Source organism: Roseateles amylovorans (assembly GCF_025398155.2).
GTDB classification, from domain to species: Bacteria; Pseudomonadota; Gammaproteobacteria; order Burkholderiales; family Burkholderiaceae_C; genus Roseateles; species Roseateles amylovorans.
Genome location: NZ_CP104562.2, coordinates 6,056,470 through 6,074,609 on the forward strand (window position 1 = coordinate 6,056,470; position 18,140 = coordinate 6,074,609).

At 63.7% G+C, this 18,140-nt stretch carries 17 protein-coding genes and 1 pseudogene; 3 read left to right on the plus strand and 15 right to left on the minus strand.

Annotation, left to right across the window (positions count from 1 at the left end; translation table 11 throughout):
* Positions 1–17: 17 nt before the first annotated feature.
* Complete coding sequence (gene moaC, locus N4261_RS25045) at positions 18–500, plus strand: cyclic pyranopterin monophosphate synthase MoaC (protein ID WP_261757959.1); 483 nt, start codon at positions 18–20, stop codon at positions 498–500.
* 106 nt (positions 501–606) lie between these two features.
* On the opposite strand, the gene N4261_RS25050 is transcribed toward moaC, so the two are convergent.
* From N4261_RS25050 to recA, 15 genes and pseudogenes are all read right to left on the minus strand, one after another.
* Positions 607–2,442 (minus strand): PglL family O-oligosaccharyltransferase, encoded by a 1,836-nt coding sequence (locus N4261_RS25050; RefSeq protein ID WP_261757960.1) that lies wholly within the window; start codon positions 2,440–2,442, stop codon positions 607–609.
* A gap of 104 nt (positions 2,443–2,546) precedes the next feature.
* Positions 2,547–3,302, minus strand: coding sequence for a TfpX/TfpZ family type IV pilin accessory protein (tfpZ, locus tag N4261_RS25055; RefSeq protein ID WP_261757961.1), 756 nt, complete (start codon positions 3,300–3,302; stop codon positions 2,547–2,549).
* 8 nt (positions 3,303–3,310) lie between these two features.
* On the minus strand, positions 3,311–4,693 hold the full coding sequence (locus tag N4261_RS25060; protein ID WP_261757962.1) for an O-antigen ligase family protein: 1,383 nt from the start codon (positions 4,691–4,693) through the stop codon (positions 3,311–3,313).
* A gap of 68 nt (positions 4,694–4,761) precedes the next feature.
* The gene (locus N4261_RS25065; protein WP_290428843.1) at positions 4,762–5,220 is read right to left on the minus strand and encodes a pilin; all 459 of its coding nucleotides are present in this window, start codon (positions 5,218–5,220) and stop codon (positions 4,762–4,764) included.
* Positions 5,221–5,530: 310 nt separating this feature from the next.
* Positions 5,531–5,989 (minus strand): pilin, encoded by a 459-nt coding sequence (locus N4261_RS25075; protein WP_261757963.1) that lies wholly within the window; start codon positions 5,987–5,989, stop codon positions 5,531–5,533.
* A gap of 271 nt (positions 5,990–6,260) precedes the next feature.
* Positions 6,261–7,061, minus strand: a complete 801-nt coding sequence (locus tag N4261_RS25080; protein WP_261757964.1) for an MBL fold metallo-hydrolase — start codon at positions 7,059–7,061, stop codon at positions 6,261–6,263.
* A 197-nt stretch (positions 7,062–7,258) separates the two neighbouring features.
* Positions 7,259–7,927, minus strand: coding sequence for an FHA domain-containing protein (locus N4261_RS25085; RefSeq protein ID WP_261757965.1), 669 nt, complete (start codon positions 7,925–7,927; stop codon positions 7,259–7,261).
* A 40-nt stretch (positions 7,928–7,967) separates the two neighbouring features.
* On the minus strand, positions 7,968–8,762 hold the full coding sequence (locus N4261_RS25090; RefSeq protein ID WP_261757966.1) for a Stp1/IreP family PP2C-type Ser/Thr phosphatase: 795 nt from the start codon (positions 8,760–8,762) through the stop codon (positions 7,968–7,970).
* The gene (locus N4261_RS25095; protein ID WP_261757967.1) at positions 8,759–9,838 is read right to left on the minus strand and encodes a serine/threonine-protein kinase; all 1,080 of its coding nucleotides are present in this window, start codon (positions 9,836–9,838) and stop codon (positions 8,759–8,761) included. Before N4261_RS25095 ends, N4261_RS25090 begins: the two co-directional genes overlap by 4 nt.
* 18 nt (positions 9,839–9,856) lie before the next feature.
* A complete protein-coding gene (locus N4261_RS25100; protein WP_261757968.1) occupies positions 9,857–10,588 on the minus strand; it encodes a TerC family protein in 732 nt (243 codons plus the stop codon).
* 189 nt (positions 10,589–10,777) lie between these two features.
* The gene (gene sucD / locus N4261_RS25105) at positions 10,778–11,671 is read right to left on the minus strand and encodes a succinate--CoA ligase subunit alpha (RefSeq protein ID WP_261757969.1); all 894 of its coding nucleotides are present in this window, start codon (positions 11,669–11,671) and stop codon (positions 10,778–10,780) included.
* 27 nt (positions 11,672–11,698) lie between these two features.
* Entirely contained in the window at positions 11,699–12,859 is a 1,161-nt protein-coding gene (gene sucC, locus N4261_RS25110) for an ADP-forming succinate--CoA ligase subunit beta (RefSeq protein ID WP_261757970.1), read from the minus strand.
* A 542-nt stretch (positions 12,860–13,401) separates the two neighbouring features.
* Complete coding sequence (locus N4261_RS25115; RefSeq protein WP_354005417.1) at positions 13,402–13,968, minus strand: regulatory protein RecX; 567 nt, start codon at positions 13,966–13,968, stop codon at positions 13,402–13,404.
* 36 nt (positions 13,969–14,004) lie between these two features.
* Positions 14,005–14,103 (minus strand): annotated as a pseudogene (locus N4261_RS26190) (recombination regulator RecX); the annotation flags it as partial.
* Between the two features lie 265 nt (positions 14,104–14,368).
* Positions 14,369–15,412, minus strand: a complete 1,044-nt coding sequence (gene recA / locus N4261_RS25120) for a recombinase RecA (RefSeq protein ID WP_261757972.1) — start codon at positions 15,410–15,412, stop codon at positions 14,369–14,371.
* A 319-nt stretch (positions 15,413–15,731) separates the two neighbouring features.
* Between recA and N4261_RS25125 the strand changes: the two genes are divergently transcribed.
* Both N4261_RS25125 and N4261_RS25130 read left to right on the plus strand, forming a co-directional pair.
* Positions 15,732–16,403, plus strand: a complete 672-nt coding sequence (locus tag N4261_RS25125; protein WP_261757973.1) for a response regulator — start codon at positions 15,732–15,734, stop codon at positions 16,401–16,403.
* Between the two features lie 164 nt (positions 16,404–16,567).
* Positions 16,568–18,058: a sensor histidine kinase gene (locus N4261_RS25130; RefSeq protein ID WP_261757974.1), complete on the plus strand. Its 1,491-nt coding sequence runs from the start codon at positions 16,568–16,570 to the stop codon at positions 18,056–18,058.
* Positions 18,059–18,140 lie beyond the last annotated feature (82 nt).

An 18,140-nucleotide genomic window follows, 5' to 3' on the forward strand; every position in this document is an offset into this window, starting at 1 on the left:
CGATTGTTGCCGCTTCAATGAGCTCGCCACTGACCCATTTTGACGCCGAGGGCCAAGCCCACATGGTGGACGTTGCCGGCAAGGATGTCACGCACCGTGTCGCCCGAGCCGCTGGCCGCATCCGCATGCGCCCTGAAACCTTCGAACTCATCCGCAGCGGATCCGCCAAGAAGGGCGATGTGCTCGGGGTGGCCCGCATCGCGGCCATCCAGGGCGCCAAGCGAACCGCCGACCTCATCCCCCTGTGCCATCCCCTGCCGATCACCCGGGTGGCCGTCGATTTCGAACTCGACGAAACCGCCCATGCGGTCATCTGCACCGCGCAGGTCGAGACGCTGGGCCGCACCGGTGTGGAAATGGAAGCGCTGACTGCCGTCCAGATCGGTCTGCTGACCATCTACGACATGTGCAAGGCGGCCGATCGCGGCATGGTCATGGAGCAGATTCGCGTGCTCGAGAAGCAGGGCGGCAAATCCGGGGCCTGGGTCGCGGAGATCTGACGGACGTCGGCCGCCGTGACGGTTGCCATCGCCGGTGCGTGCAGCCAGGCAGGGTGAAAAAAACGACGCGCTCGCCGTCAACACCTCCCGGGCTCAGCCTCGGGGCTCAGGGTTTCGGTCCGGCGTCGCGCATCTCACGGAAGTCGTACTCGCGCGTGGGCGCATCGCACTGGAATGGGCGCAGCTTGTCGCCCACGTCCGACAGCGCCGCGCATTCGCCCAGCCAGTCCTCGGCGGCGGCGTTGCGGAACTCCTTGAGCCGCTGGACCAGATAGCGTGCTTTGTCGGTCTCGCCGACGGCATTCAGTGATTTGGCCCACGCCATCATCAGCCGGACATCGATCAGGTGATGACCGGTGCGCTGCGCGGCGCCCAAGGCATCCGCCCCCGGTGGCAGCACCGTGGCGGCGGCGTAATCGGCCTGCAGGTCGAACAGCGGCGAGCCCTGGCCCACCACGATCCGCTCATCCAGCGACGCTGCATCCGCAGGCGGGGCGTAGATGTGGACGATGCGGAGATAGTCCAGCACGGTCAGCGGCACCAGCGCAGTCATAACCGCGCCCAGCACCAGCGGGACCCATCGCCGGATGGGCGTGATGCTCGGTGCGGGATCGTCCTCAGACGTTGAGCGGGGCAGGCACAAACCCAGCGCGAAGGCCGCGGGCAGCAGGAAATAGGCGTACCACAGCGGGTACTCGAACATGCTGTGCAGGCCGATCATGGCCACGACCATGAAGGCGCAATGGCCCGCCGCACCGGGCGCTCGCCAGGCACGGATCGCCGCGGTCGCCACGCCGATCAGCAAGGCGAGCAGCACCACCCCGCCCACCACGAAGCCCAGTTCCACCAACACCTGCATGAGCAGGTTGTGGGTGTGGTCGAAGAAGGCCACCGGGCGCTCCGGGAAGGGCGTCATCGTCCAGGCGAGGTTGAAGTCGCCCCAGCCGCTGCCGGTCCACGGATAGCGCTGGAGCAGCGACCAGGCGTTGCTCAGGATGGCCAAGCGGGTCGGTGAGCCTGCGCCCTCGTTCAGTCGGGCTTCGGCCCCAAAAGCGTGACCGCTGGCATGAGTCCACCAGGCGACCAGCAACCAGCACAGGCCCCACATGAGCGGCGTCAGCATCAGTGCGATGCGCACGCCCAGGCGCAGGCGTCCCAGCGTCGTGTTGACCACACGGCTGGAGGACACGCGCAACGGACCATCCACCACACCCCACACCGCCAGCAAGATGACGCCGATGGTGCCGGTGCGGGAGGCGCTGAACAGGACGCACAAGACAAACAGGAAGAGCAGCACGCCCAGCGCGACGCTGCCGCGCAGGGCCGATCCCAGTTGACGCGTCAGCCAGCCGCCTTGAGCCAGCCACACCGCCGCCACGCAGGCCCACATCAGCAGACTGGCGAGGTGATTGGGCTGGCGCATGTTGCCGACGGCACGCCCGGCCAGGCCGGTGCGGGCGATGACGTTGCCGTCGGCCCAGGTCGGAACGAAGAATTGGACGAAGCAGACGATGACGCTCAGCAGGCCAGCGCCCACGAGTGCGAGGCAGAACAGGGTCAGCACGTCTTCTCGCTGGTCAGCCCGCACCGAGCGGCCGATCTGGATGACGAAGGCCGCACCGAGCAGCATTGCCGCGCTGGTCAATGCCATCGACCAAGGCAGGCCGTTCAGCGACGGTGCGGTCAGTGCGGCCGCCAACATGATCAGCAGTCCGAGCGTGACGCCATCCAGGCGCCAGCCACGGCGCAACGAGGCGCCCCAAGCCAGCCCGACGGCGAGCAGCCCGAAACCGGCGAAGGCCAGCAATTGGTTGTAGAGCGTGGCCGAGGGCGTCTGGTTGAACGCCAGCAGCGGCGCCAGCGTGACGCCGACCAGCAGCCCGATGAGGGTCAGCGGCTGGTGGTGTGGGGCGGGAGAAGGCGTCGTCGCGGCGAGCGTCATGAACGGTCCTGGGAGCCTGGGGGCCGGTCGAGCAGACCGGGCGAACAGGGCGGAACTCTAATCGCTGGCGCGGGGCGGTCCCGCGCACAGCGAAGTGCGTCGCGCTACGGGGCGTCGATCGGCGCGAAGCCGACGGGGTCACCGGTGGTCTTGTCGACGAGGACGGACCAGTCGGTGCGACGGGCCAGCATCGGGAGGTAGAGCAACTGGGAAGCCGGGCGGCCGGTGCGCTCGATGGCGGGCTGGAGCTTGTCCAGGTCGCTGGGGTGCTGGGAGAGCCAGTCGGTGAGGGGTTTGCCGAACTTTAGCGTGCGCTGGCGGGACGATTCGTCCCAGTTTTTCCAGAAGCTCGGTCGAGACCCGAGGTCCACGCCGTTCATACCAAGCACGATTGCATTGTATCTCTCCTCGTCTTTCGGCGCACGAGTATCAACCAATCGGGGGCCTGTAATCGATAAGGTCTTGAACTCATCCGGCGCCAGATCCAATTCGCTATTCGCGATGTCGATCGCTGTCGATACGCGAAACCGATCGATCTCTAACGCAAGTACGGCTGGGCGAACAGCGTAGACAGTGTGGAGGCCGAAAATCAGCGCGGCCAACTGAAGCACGACAATGATTGCCAAATCTCGTCTAAGCTCCGCCTTTGGCTTGTTTATATTGAATATTGCCAACGTGATCAGCGGTCCCATGATAATGTCGACCGTGACTAGCAAGATGAACAAATCCTGCCCACCCGACACCACCTGATAGGGCCAGGGATACCAAACTAAAAATACGACCGCAGCGGCAAGGGCCGCCACCGTCAAACATGAAATTAAATGAACTCCAGCTGCGCGAAGTCTAATTTTCCAGTTCATGATATGTACTAGAACCAACCATGTGACCAAAATCGTGGGGCTATGTAGGTCTTGAACGCCTCTGACGCTCCGTGCAGCGTAGGCGCATCGACACCCGCAGCCTCACTAAAAGCCTGTAGTGCGAGCCACCCTGTTGCGGCAAATACTAGCAACACAACAGGACGGCGAGCAATCGCCAGCCGCGGGCTCGGGAAAGAGTGATCCGACTCGGAGTTAGCGCCCCCTCCTAGCATACCCATTATTATTCCAAGCAACACGGCTATCCAGAGTTGAGAAATGGGCATCACGAAGTTGCCTGAGAAAAGGCCATCGACCAGAACTGCGGTGAAAGCTGTCCATACGCCAGCGGCCAGCGGCTGCAGATCACCTGAGACACGCCTTAGGGTGCGATAACAGCGACGCATCCATCGTGCGACCAAGACTGCCGAGATCAGCGTGGCTGGGATACCGACCTCGGCGAGCAGTTGTATGTAGAAATTATGAGGATGGGACGCCTTGCCGTTGTAAGCATGAGCGTAGTGCATCGGACCGACGCCGAACCAAGGGGAATCTATAGCAATATCCATGGCCCGAAGGATCAGGAAGTCTCTCGAGTGAACCTTCGTGAATCCGTCGCTGCCAACCCCCCCAACAGTCTCTGGCGCAAACTGAAAAAGTAGGGCCATGCTTAGCCCTCCTAGCAGAAGAGGAACGCTCAATGCGACAGCGTATCGCCGCACCGCAGTACCTCGAAATAAGGCGATCACAACACAAATGCCGACGGCGATAGCAACGATGGTCGCTCGGCCCTGACAGATAAACAGAAGCGCGCCACTCAGGAACGTTGCACCCAAGGCGATGGTGCGCATGAGCCGCCTTGTGTTCGGCTGAAGCGAGACGGCTGCGGCTAGTGGAATTGCAATCGTCTGGGCGTGGTTGAGAAACCTTGGATTATCAAAACCCGTCAATAGCTCCCATCCTGCAATCGGCTGTCCATTCGCGAGAACTACGATTGCCATACCGACTACGTGGAGGCCATAGATCAGTGTCCCCAACGCCATAATCTGCAGGGGGCGTTCACAACCAACGCGGGCCATCTCGCGCGCCATCGCACAAGACAACGTAAACAGTGCAGCAAACAAAATAACTTCGCGGATCGCGATGGCAGGAATGTACGACATTCCCACCGACGTCATCACACACATCGAGAACGCCGCAAAGCCCACCCGATCGACGACTTGATTCGGGTATCGGATAGATGCCGACTGAAGGCAGAATGGCACCGCTGCAGTTAACAACACCAGTTGCGAAAGTCGCGAAAAGTCATGCGCAGACCAGTAGCCCGGCATTACAGAATGCAAGACAGGAATCAGCCATATTGCCACGGCGACTATGCAAGTCAAGTACGGCATTTGCTTTCACAGAACGAAAAAAGGAGTCCCTAAGGACTCCTTTTAATCCAAACTTCAAACTACTCTGATTACGTACGCTTGCAGGACGCGCTCAGGTACTTGTTGGGGATCGTAGCACCAGTACCGCATTCCCATGCCAGCGCACCGGTATCGCGAAGGGTGCCGACCAGCGTCAGCGTGGCGCCGTCAACTTCCGTGCCAATGGCGCGGGCAGTTGCGGTCAGCGTAGCGGTGGAGCCCACGACATCACCAGACTTCACGTAGGCGATTTGGGTGACGTACTTGCTGTTCACAGCAGTAGGGGTTGCCAAGCCCAGTTGGTCCGCAGTCGGCAAGGCATTCATCGTGGTGGCGTACTCTTGAATCGGGTTCTTGAAGGCGGTCAGAGCCAAAACCACTTCAGTAACCTTCGACTTCTTCATGTAGTCGGAGTACGCCGGCAGAGCCACGGCAGCCAGAATACCGATGATCGCCACGACGATCATCAGTTCGATCAGGGTGAAACCTTTTTGGATGGAACGCTTCATGAAAAACTCCTAGAGAGAGAGAAGAGGGGTTCAGGGTAGAGACACTCCCCATGAACGCAGGGGTCGTGCCAGCCCCCCAAAGGGCGTTTTAGGGATTGATTTGTGACCTAGATCACGACCTGCCCCGTTTTCTGCCACTTCAAGTGACGTTTTTTGTCAGGCGACCTGCCAAAGTTTGTCAGTCAAAGGAGGCTGGACAAGATTTGTCAGCCCCGGCGCGCCGCGTCCCTCACCTGGCATGGCAGCCCCCTCGCCAGAACGCAAAACGCCCCGCATGAGCGGGGCGTTTTGCTTGGGAACTGGGTGCGGATCAGGTCGCCGGCGTCTTGCAGGAAACAGTCAGATACTTCTCCGGAATGTCACCGCTGCACTTCCAGCTCACCGAGGGCCGAACACCAGCCGGCGCCGCCGGTGCGGTGGCCGTGAGCATCAGATGCCGCCCATCCAGATCCTCCGCAATGCTGCCGGCCTTGACCACCACCGCGATCACCGCCTCCGTGTCGCTGTTCTTGAGATAGCTCCGGCTGTCGATGTAGTTGCTGGACACGGGCCCGAGGTCCAGTTGCTCCGGCGTGGGAAAGGTGTTCATGGTGTCCATGTATTCCAGCACCGCCGCCTTGGGCTGTGACAGGGCCATCATGAGTTCAGACACCTTGGTCTTCTTCGCGTAGTCCGAGTAGGCCGGCAGCGCGAGCGCCGCCAGGATGCCGATCACTGCAACGACGACGATCAACTCAAGCAGCGTGAATCCACGTTGGACAGATTTCATGGTGGTGGCCTCGGACAGTCAGGGGAGATCTCCTCCTGTTTGCACTGCCCGTGCCAACGCTGAAACAGCACAAGTTGATGTGCATTTGGACACATTCGTGCTGTTGTAAGACCGCAAACTGACGTTTTGCGTCGGTCCCGGCTGCCGCAGTTTGTCATTCCAAGCAGTGACGACAAAAAACGTCAGTCATGGCCGGTCGCACCTGCTGCAGCCCGGTCTCGTCCCATTTCAATCGATTTCGGGCGGGCCAAGCGCCGCGACCGCAGTCCTGTCAGACCTGAGCGACGGCCTCGCTGAGCTCGAATTCCTGGAAGTTTTCGAGCGCCGACACTCGATGCACGGTGCGCAACGCATCGACCGCCGCCATCACTGCTGCCCGTTCCCCGGGCTTGATGTGGGTGATGTGGACCTGGACGCTGCCCGCCAACCGAGTCAGCTCCGCGCCCAGCGTGCGGGGGCAGTGATGTTTGCTCAGACCCGCCAGACCGCACTCTTCGTCGCCGAACGCGCATTCGATGACCAAATGAGCCAGCTTCAGCTCGGAAAGCCGCCTCCAGAGCGCCGGATTCGGGCCGGTGTCTCCGGTGAACACCCAGTAGCCGGCCTCCCCGCCATCCAGTGCGAAGCCGACCGCCGGCACCGTGTGGGCCGCGCTCAGCACCTCGATGCAGCGTCCGCGGCCAAGGTCCAGGCGCTCGCCGACTGCAAAGGCATGGAAGGTCAACGCTGGACGCTCCACGCTGGGCAACCGGGTGAAATCAGGCCAGATGACGCCGTTGAAGATGTGTTTGCGCAGCGCATCGAGTGTCTCGGGCAGCGCATGGACCTGGATCGGCGGGCGACCGGCTTGTGCACGGCGCCGTTGCACCGCATCGGCCAACAGGCCGATCGACAGCACATGGTCGAGGTGGGAATGGGTGATCAGGATGCGGTCCACCCGGGCCATCGCGTCCAGGGGAAGCTCACCCACACCGCTGCCGGCGTCGATGAGCACATCGTCGTCCAGCAGAAAGGAAGTGGTTCGGTGGCCAGACGCCATGGCGCCTGCGCACCCCAGCACGCGGATCTTCATGCAGGCACTTTAGGGCCAGCGACCCCGCTTGCTAAGCGCTGATTTGAACATTCAGCCGCTTTTTTCCATCTGGATACCAGACCCGACGCATTGCCGTGAAAACCTGCACGGGGTCAGACATCTGCTGACAGTTGTAGGTGATCGCCTGACACCGGTACCGAGGCGGTATCCACCGCCCTCGGCCCGATGAACGAGGTTCAGACCTGCACGAACTGCATCTGCGTGCCGGCCAGTTCGATGACGTCGCCGTTCTTCAGCGGCACCGATTCGGCCGTGAGCGGCGCGCCATTGACCACAGGACGCACGCTGCCTTCGACGTGCGCGAACACATAGCCGCTCGGCCGCTTGGTGATCGAGGCCACCTGCACGCCGGGCTTGCCCACCGTGGTGACCACCTTGCTCAGCATGACTTCCCGGCCTGCGGCCGGGCCGTTCAGCACCTTGATCGCCGCCGGATTGGCACTTGCCGGCGCCGGGCCCAGGCCGCCAAAGGACGACGGCAGACCGAAGCCGCTGGTCGGCGCCCCACCGCCACCGGCGCCGGGGCGCAGGATCATGGTTTTTTCATAGTCAGCGTTGTCTTCGACCAGGTACTTGATCTTGTACTTGCCGACCTCGATCACGTCACCATGCGACAGCAGCTGCTTCTTGATCGCCTTGCCGTTGATGTAGGTGCCGTTGGTGGAGTTCAGGTCTTCGATGAAGACATCTGCGCCGACCATCTGCATGACCGCGTGCTCGCCGCTGACGGCCAGGTTGTCGATCACGATGTCGTTGTAGGGACGCCGACCGAGCGTGGTCTTGTCCTTGGTGACCTGCACTTCCTTGATCACCACGCCGTCGAGCGAAACCACCAGCTTGCCCATGCTTGACCTCTAGTCCTGTCTTTAGTTGTAGGGGGCCGACTCAGCGACGCCCGGTATTCCGACTGAATGGCCACCAGGCCCAAGGCTTGGTGCGGCTCTCCGCGCGAACCAGAACGATCGCAATATTATCCTTGCCACCCATGTCGTTGGCGGCGTCCACCAGCGCCTGTGCCGCTTCCGGCAGATCGGCATGCGCCTGGAGCACTTGTGCCATGGCGGCATCGTCCACCATGTCCGACAGCCCATCGCTGCACAACAGGATCTGATCACCCGGCTGCAGCTGATGTTGATGGACTTCCAGCATCACGGTGTCTTCGACGCCAACAGCACGGGTCACCAGATTCTTGTTGCTGGAAAACGCCGCTTCCTCAGGCGTAAGCAGACCAGCATCGATCTGCTCCTGCAGTAACGAATGGTCTCGCGTGAGCTGGGTCAGTTGGCCCTCACGCAGCCGGTAGCCCCGCGAATCGCCCACATGGCCCATCAGCACACTTTGCTCGCGGAAGACCGCCAGCACCAGGGTCGTGCCCATGCCGGCATAGCGGGGATTGGTATTGGCCGCGTTGAAGATCGCCCGATTGGCGTTGTCCACGCAGATGTCCATCGCCCGGCGCACATCGGAATCCGACGCATGCTGACCGGACTCCGCCAGCCAACGGCCCAGTTCCGACTTGATGAAGGAGGTCAGCATCTGGCTGGCCACCTCGCCCGCGTTGTAGCCACCCATGCCGTCTGCGAGCACCGCCAATCCGACACCTGGCTCCAGTGCCACCGAGTCTTCATTGTTGTCGCGCACACGCCCGGTGTCGGTGGCGCTGAAGAACTCCAGGGTCATGTCTTGCTGGCGGGATCGGCTGGGGGAGGCTGATTGTGCACCGCGTCTCCAGTGTGCATGCGTAAAGTTTGCTCGAAAGCCTGCCCCGCTGTCGGGGGGGTTGTGCCACCTGTGCTATTGGATAACGACACAGGCAACTCGGCGAGAACCGCTTCCAGGTCCTGCGCCAAGGCTTCACCAGACTGGTAGCGTAGCTCAGGACGCTTCTCCAGGCACAGCGCCAGGACCAGGGCCAGCGATTCGGGCAGTTCCGCACGGAATTGTCGGACATCCGGCGGCACCTGATTCGCGATCTGGTGCATCAGCGTGGCCATGGAATCGGATTGGTGTGGCAAATGTCCGGTCAGCAGCTGGAACAGCATGGCGCCGAGCGAATAAAGATCGCTGCGCCCGTCCACTTTCAATCCGGCCAGTTGCTCGGGCGACATGTAGGACGGCGTGCCCAGCACCAGCCCGGTCCGGGTTCGGCTGCCATCGGCAACACGGGCAATGCCGAAGTCCATGATCTTCACCCGGCCGGTGGGCCGTTCCACCATCACGTTGGCGGGTTTGATGTCCCGATGCACCACGCCATGGCCGTGCGCATAGTTCAGCGCCCGGGCCAGCCGCGCCACCAGCAACAGCACCTCCCTCAAAGGAAGCAACTGGCCGCTGCGGGTGTGATGGCTCAGGTCATGGCCTTCGACGAACTCCATCGCGATCCAGGTGTCGCCGCCGCTCTCGCCGGCGTCGATCACCCGCAGGATGTCGGGATGCTCCAGATGCTGCGCGGCGCTGGCCTCGCGCATGAAGCGGTCGCGGACATCCAGCAGGTCCTCGGGCGCGAACTCGCGCTGCAGGGACAGGCGCTTGATCGCCACCTGCCGGCCCGTGCGGCGCTCCACCGCACGGTTGACCACCGCCATCGCCCCCCGGCCGATCTCCTCGCCCATCTCATAGCTGTCGAGCTTGGCACCCGCAAGCTTGGGCAGGGGCAGCGTGGAGGGCTGATGGGAGCTGGGCGGCACGGCACCCGCCTCGTCCGGTACGGACGCGCCCCGACCCAGCAGTCGCTTCAGGAAGCCGGCGGCGCTCATGACATGGCAGGCCTTCCTTCAGGCTTGCGCGGGACGACGTGCGGCCAGCACCTTGCCCACGATCAACACAAACAGCGCGCCACCCACGCCCATGGCGTAATAGAGCTGCGGAAGGACCTCGGACGAGCCGGGCTTCTCGCCAGGCTGCATCGGCACCCAGCTGTTCAGCGCGGGGTCGCCCACGATCATCGTGCCGGCGATCCAGCCCAGCAGCATGGCACCGAGGGTGATGACCATCGGAAACTTGTCCATCAACTTGATGACGAGCTGGCTGCCCCAGACGATGATGGGGATCGACACCAGCAGGCCGAAGATCACCAGCGGCATCTGATGCGCACTGCCCGCACCTTCGGCGGCGCCCGCGATGGCGATCACGTTGTCCAGGCTCATCACGAAGTCGGCCACGATGACGGTCTTGACCGCCGCCCAGAGCTTGTCGCTGGCCTGGATGTTGGCGTGCTCGTCATCGTCCTCGGGCATCAGCAACTTGATGCCGATCCACAGCAGCAGCAAACCGCCGACCAGCTTGAGGAACGGGAGCTTGAGCAGCGTCAGGGCGAAGAAGATCAGCACGACCCGCAGCACGATCGCGCCGGCGGTGCCCCACATGATGCCGCGTGTGCGCATTGCTGGCGGCAGCTTGCGGCAGGCGAGCGCGATGACGACGGCATTGTCGCCACCCAGCAGGATGTCGATCAGGATGATCTGGCCGACGGCAAGCCAGAACTCGGGGCTGGTGAACATGTCCATGAGGATGACCTGCTGGTCGCGACAACAAGTGCGCGCCAGTCTATAGCGTTGGGGAGATGAAACGACAGGAGGGGCCCGAGGCCCCTCCTGATTCGTTCGGTGGAGGCTGGTGGATTGTCAGCGCGCCCCCCGGGGGGCCTCGATGCGTGGAACTACGCATGAGAGGCCCTTGCTCGTTTTTCCTGCGACTTACAGCAGGGCTTTGAGCAGCTTGCCCATTTCGGACGGGTTGCGGGTGACGGTGAAGCCGCACTCTTCCATGATGGCGAGCTTGGCATCGGCCGTGTCGGCACCGCCGGAGATCAGCGCGCCGGCGTGGCCCATGCGCTTTCCGGGAGGTGCGGTCACGCCCGCGATGAAGCCCACGATCGGCTTCTTCATGTTGGCCTTGCACCAACGGGCGGCTTCCGCCTCGTCAGGACCACCGATCTCGCCGATCATGATCACCGCATCGGTGTCCGGATCGTCGTTGAAGGCCTTCATCACGTCGATGTGCTTCAGACCGTTGATCGGATCACCGCCGATGCCGACAGCCGACGATTGGCCCAGACCGATTTCGGTCAGCTGAGCCACCGCTTCATAGGTCAGCGTGCCGGAGCGCGACACGACGCCGATGCGGCCCTTGCGATGGATGTGACCGGGCATGATGCCGATCTTGATCTCGTCGGGCGTGATCAGGCCGGGGCAGTTCGGGCCCAGCAGCAGCGTCTTCTTGCCGCCGGCCGCTTCCTTGGCCTTCATCTTGTTGCGCACTTCCAGCATGTCCCGGACGGGGATGCCTTCGGTGATGCAGATCGCCAGATCCAGGTCGGCCTCGACGGCTTCCCAGATCGCGGCGGCAGCGCCGGCGGGCGGCACGTAGATCACCGACACGGTCGCGCCGGTCTGCGACGCGGCTTCCTTCACCGTGGCGTAGATGGGGATCTCGGAGAACTTCTCGCCCGCTTTCTTGGGGTTCACGCCGGCGACGAACGCATTCTTGCCATTGGCATAAGCCTGGCAGCCGAGGGTGTGGAACTGACCGGTCTTGCCCGTGATGCCCTGGGTGATGACCTTGGTGTCCTTGTTGATGTAGATGCTCATGTCGAATTCCTTGGCTGGGTCTGCGGCTTACTTGACGGCGGCGACGATCTTCGTCGCGGCTTCGGCCATGGTGTCGGCGGCGATGATGGGCAGGCCGGACTCGGCCAGCATCTTCTTGCCCAGTTCTTCGTTGGTGCCCTTCATGCGGACGACCAGCGGCACGGACAGGTTCACGGCCTTGCAGGCGGTGATCACGCCTTCGGCGATGGTGTCGCACTTCATGATGCCGCCGAAGATGTTCACGAGGATGCCCTTCACCTCGGGGTTCTTCAGCATGATCTTGAAGGCTTCGGTGACCTTCTCGGCGGTGGCGCCGCCGCCCACGTCCAGGAAGTTGGCCGGCTCGCCGCCGAACAGCTTGATGGTGTCCATGGTGGCCATGGCCAGACCGGCACCGTTGACCAGGCAGCCGATGTTGCCGTCCAGCGAGATGTAGGCCAGGTCGAACTTCGAAGCCTCGATCTCGGCCGCGTCTTCTTCATCCAGGTCGCGGTAGGCGACGATTTCCGGATGACGGAACAGCGCGTTGGCATCGAAGTTGAACTTCGCGTCCAGGGCGATCAGGTTGCCCTTGGAATCGCAGTTCAGCGGGTTGATCTCCACCAGCGACGCGTCGGTGTCCATGTAGCACTTGTAGAGCTTGGCGAACAGGTCGACGGCTTGATCCACCGAAGCGCCGGTCAGGCCGATCGCCGCAGCGATCTTCTTCGACTGCTCGGCGGTCAGGCCGGTCAGCGGATCGATCATCTCGGTGATGATCTTTTCCGGGGTGCTGTGGGCCACTTCCTCGATGTCCATGCCGCCTTCGCTGGAGGCGATGAAGGCCACCTTCTGCGTGCCGCGGTCGGTGACCAGCGAGACGTAGAGTTCCTTCTTGATGTCGGCGCCTTCTTCGATGTAGAGGCGACGCACCTTCTGGCCTTCCGGGCCGGTCTGGTGGGTGATCAGCTGCATGCCGAGGATCTGCTCGGACAGGCTCTTCACCTCATCCAGGCTCTTGCCCAGCTTCACGCCGCCGCCCTTGCCGCGGCCGCCGGCGTGGATCTGCGCCTTGACCACCCAGACCGGGCCGCCCAGCTTCTGCGCGGCTTCAACCGCCTCTTGCACCGTGAACGCGGGAATACCGCGCGGCACCGGCACGCCGAACTGGCGCAGGATTTCCTTGCCCTGGTACTCGTGAATCTTCATAGGGAGGTCTCGCTTGATGGATGAATCAGGAAGAGAAGGCCGACGCCACGGGGGCGCGGAGCAGGCCAAGGTATTGAGTTTGCACGATCGCTGGCGATACCGGCCCTGAGCCTGATGGGGTCGCGCACGAGCCGTTCGGAAGGCGGGTTCGACGCAGCCGGAGCCCGGCGCTGTCGAGATCGGCCACAAACGGCCCGGCTTCACGCCAATAGCAGGGCACGTCGAGCAATCGACGCGGCGGCAGTTGGCGCTCAGAGGAGGCGGTGGAAGACATAGGACCGGTGCAAACACGCAAAAACACGCCCGCGACCAGAGGTCAGCGGGCACGCGTGCGAAGCCGCCAATGTAGCATGCTGCGTTGCATCAACCCATCCTTGCGGTTGACACGCGCCCAGTTGGTGCCTTCATTGGGAGCATCGGGGTGCCATCCAACCGGAAATCGCACGCCGTGCGGCCCCGCGGTGCATGAATGGCCGTCGTGATCGCACAGCCCCGCTCGTCGCACCGCGCCCTGCCTCCCCACGCGCTGCGTGGAAAGGCGATCAGTCGGTGTCCGATGCGGGACCTGACGACGAATCGGGCGAGGATTTCAGCCAGCGCACGGCCCGCCGCGCGACGTCGGTGCCGAACCCACGCCCCAGAAGAAATCGCATCTGTTTCGCCTCCAGCGCGGGATCGACGCCACCGTCCGGCGACAGGGAGGCGCCGAACTTGCGGCGCAGCAATTCTGTGGCGCGGGCCCATTCGCCCTCTGCCAGCTGTGCGCGCTGTGATGCATCCAGGCTCAGGCCGTGCTGCCCCAGCTCCTGCTCGATCCGTCGCTGACCCCAGCGCTGGGATCTCGCGTGGATCCGAGACTCCACGAAGCGAGATTCATCCAGGTAACCCTGCTGCTGGAGCCAAGCCAGGACCGACTCCACCTCGTCGACCAAGGAAGCCGCCACATCGGCGTCCGCCTCCTGTTCTGGCAGGGAGGCGTCGTCCAGGCCCGGCTCGCGCATCCAGTCGTCGCTGGGGATATCGCCCTCATGGCGTGCCGCGCGACGACGGCGATCCGCAGGCGTCGGGCTGTCGGCATCGGGGTCGGCGGGGCTCGATGGACTCTGCATCGGGGCCCGGGCTTTGGCGCTCAATGTCGCGATCCGCAGCAGCTTACGCCGCAGCTCCACGACGCTGTGCTCGCGCTGCGCCAGCAAGGCCACGGCTCGCGCCTTCAAAGACAACGGTTGTCTCGCCGAGTTCATGTTGTTTGCGGGATCACGGAGAACGGTCCATGTCGGGGTCGGGGGGCACGGCGTCAGTCCGTCGCCACGTCCGGCGCTCAGAGCTCAAAGCAGCGGATCGGGCTCGGGCTCGGGCTCGGGCCCGGGCTCGGGTAGGGGGAAGTGTCGCTAACCCGGCAGCTCAAAAAAATGCCGCCCATGAGAGGGCGGCATTGCTTGCAAGGCGATCCTGGCGTGACCGAAAGACGTCTCGCGCCCGGGGCACGTTGGCCGATCAGTTGGCCGATCAGTCCTTGGCGGCTTCCGAGGCCCCCAACAGCGGAATGCCCAGCGATTCGCGGATCTTGTTCTCGATCTCGACCGCCACGTCCGGGTTCTCACGCAGGAACTCCCGCGCGTTGTCCTTGCCCTGGCCAATCTTCTCGCCGCTGTAGGCGTACCACGCACCGGCCTTGTCGACGATCTTGTTGACCACGCCCATGTCGATGATCTCGCCCTCGCGGCTGATGCCTTCGCCGTAGAGGATGTCGAACTCGGCGGTCTTGAATGGAGGCGCCACCTTGTTCTTGACGACCTTGACCTTGGTCTCGGAGCCGATGACTTCTTCGCCCTTCTTGATCGAGCCGATGCGGCGGATGTCCAGGCGGACCGAGGCGTAGAACTTCAGCGCGTTGCCGCCGGTCGTCGTTTCGGGGGAACCGAACATGACGCCGATCTTCATCCGGATCTGGTTGATGAAGACCACCATGCAGTTGGTCTTCTTGATGGTCGCCGTCAGCTTGCGCAGCGCCTGGCTCATCAGGCGGGCCTGCAGACCGGGCAGCGCATCACCCATTTCGCCTTCGAGTTCGGCCTTGGGCGTCAGCGCCGCGACCGAGTCGATCACGATCAGGTCCACCGAGCCGGAGCGCACCAGCGCATCCACGATCTCCAGCGCCTGTTCACCGGTGTCAGGCTGGCTGATCAGCAGCTCTTGCAGGTTGACGCCCAGCTTTTGGGCGTACTGGGCGTCCAATGCGTGTTCGGCATCGATGAAGGCGCAGACGCCTTGCAGCTTCTGCATCTGTGCAATGACCTGCAAGGTCAGCGTGGTCTTGCCCGACGATTCCGGACCGTAGATCTCGACCACCCGGCCGCGCGGCAGGCCGCCGACGCCCAATGCGATGTCCAGGCCCAGCGAACCGGTGGAGACCACCTGGATGTCCTCGATCTTCTCGCCTTCGCCCAGGCGCATGATGGAGCCCTTGCCGAATTGCTTTTCGATCTGGGCAAGAGCGGCCTGCAAGGCCTTGGCTTTTTCGGGGTTGGCGGATTTGACGGGGGCGTCCATGAAGATTCTCCAGTAGGGCTGCGCAGGATTATGGCGCAATCTGTATATCTGTACAGTGGTTCAGCGACCACGCCTTGCTGAGCGCGACCGTTGAAACGCATCGTAGGGAGAGGGTGGCTCACAGGATGAGCCAGATTTTCAACATCCGGCGAGACCTGACCCTCGGGTCCAAACCCGGGAAGACGACCCGGCGCCAGCCGGCATGGCCAGCCGGAGAGGCCGTGGATCGCGCGCCGTATCGATGGTTTCGGGCACACAGCGGCCGCGAGTGCGAGGCCGAGCGTCCCTAGAATGCCTTCACAACAAGAGGGGACAAGACATGCGCATCCTGATCGCCGAAGACGACCAAGTGCTGGCCGATGGATTGCTGCGCACCCTGCGCGCATCAGGCTGCGCCGTGGACCAGGTGGGCAGCGGCAGCGAGGCGGACGCCGCCCTCGCCTCTCATGAGTTCGATCTGCTGATCCTGGATCTCGGTCTGCCGCGCATGCATGGACTGGAAGTGCTGCGCCGATTGCGGGCGCGGGGCTCGGCCCTGCCGGTGCTCATCCTCACCGCGGCGGACAGCATCGAAGAGCGGGTCAAGGGACTGGATCTGGGCGCCGACGACTACATGGCCAAGCCGTTCTCGCTGCAGGAACTGGAAGCCCGCGTCCGAGCGCTGACCCGCCGCGGGCTGGGCACCGCCTCCAGCCTCATCAAGCACGGCCCGCTCACCTTCGACGCCACCGGCCGCGTGGCCTACATCCATGAGCAGATGATCGAGCTCTCCGCCCGGGAGCTGTCGCTGCTGGAAGTGCTGCTGCAGCGGGCCGGAAGACTGGTCAGCAAGGATCAGTTGGTCGAACGCCTGTGCGAATGGGGTGAGGAAGTCAGCAACAACGCCATCGAGGTCTACATCCACCGCCTGCGCAAGAAGATCGAGCAGGGGCCGATCCGCATCGCGACAGTCCGCGGCCTGGGTTACTGCCTTGAAAAGATCCCGGGCTGACCGGCGGCGGCCGCCCTCGAGTTCGCCGCCCGAATGGGGGTGGCGATCACGATCCGACCTGCGACGCGGCCGGGCGAAGCACGCGCTGAGGGGGACAGGCGCCAGGCTCGCCGAGGTGTGCGCCGCAGATCCCATGGTCGCGCGCATCGATCACGTCGTCGCTCATGGTTGCTGAAACATCCGGCCATCGCTCCCTGTTCGGCGAGATCCTGGATTGGATGCTCGCGCCGCTGCTCGTGATCTGGCCGATCAGCGTGGCGCTGACCTGGCTGGTCGCGCAGGGCATTGCCAACAAGCCTTACGACCGCGAACTCGGTGAGATGGCCCGCACCCTCGGTCTGCAGGTGGCCATCGACCCGGCACCAGGCGAGCTGCCGCACGGCCGGTCCCGGTACGCGCTGGCGCCGGAAGCAGCAGCCCTGCTGCGGGCCGATGAGTCCGACACCGTCTACTACCAGGTGCTCGGACTGCGTGGCGAGTTCCTGAGCGGCGACCGCCAGCTAGCCGTGCCCGAGCCCGAGCCACCGGTGGTGCCCTGGGAGCTGCATTTCCGCGACGACGAGATCAACGCGGACGCGGTGCGGGTGGCCTACCTCTGGGTCGCACCGGAGGGCACGGCCGGCAGTGACCGGATGATGCTGGTGCAGGTGGCCGAGACGCTGGGCAAACGCTCGCGCCTGACCAACGAGATCATCAAGGGCGTGATCCTGCCGCAGTTCGTGATCCTGCCGCTGGCGGTGCTGCTGGTGTGGCTGGCGCTGGCACGCGGCATCGCCCCGCTCAATGAGCTGCAACGCCGCATCCGATCCCGCGACAGCTCCGACCTCAGCCCGATCGACGAGCACCGCATCCCCGACGAAGTCGCACCGCTGGTGCAGGCGATCAACGACCTGCTCGAACGGCTGGATCAATCGATCCGGGCGCAAAAGCACTTCCTCGCCGATGCCGCGCATCAGCTCAAGACCCCGCTGGCCGGGTTGCGGACCCAGGCCGAACTGGCCCAGCGCGAGATCGATGAAGGCCGCAGCTCGCCCGCCGATCTGCGTCGCTCGCTGCAGCAGATCGCGCTCTCCAGCCAGCGTGCCGCTCACATGGTGAACCAGTTGTTGGCGATGGCGCGGGCGGAAGATCAGGAGCACGCGGCACGGCGCAGCGAAGTCAACCTGCCGGTGCTGGCCATCGAAACCGTGCGCGACTTCGTGCCGCGCGCCATGGAGAAGCGCCTCGACCTGGGCTATGAGGGCCCGGAGAGCGATCAGGCCGGCCTGTCCATCCTCGGTCATCCCTTGCTGATCCGTGAGCTCATCCGCAATCTGGTCGACAACGCGCTGCTCTACACGCCTGCCGGCGGGACGATCACCGTCCGCGTGGTCGAAGATCCGTTCGGCCAGGTCTGTGTGCTGCAGGTGGAGGATTCAGGGCCTGGCATCGCGGAAGCGGAACGAGAGAAGGTCTTCCAGCCGTTCTACCGCGCGCTGGGCACGAATGTGGATGGTTCGGGCCTGGGCCTGGCCATCGTGAGGGAGATCGTCCAGCAGCATGATGCGGAGATCACCGTCGACGACACCCGCGTGCGACGCCAGGCGGAAGCCGAAGGGCTCGGGCCCGGCGCGCGTTTCACCGTGCGCTTTGCCGCCCACCCGCGGCCGAATTGATCCCGCGGCTGCTTTGGGACAGCCGACGCGCCGCAACGCAGTCACGGCTCACGGCTCACGGCTCACGGCTCACGGCTCACGG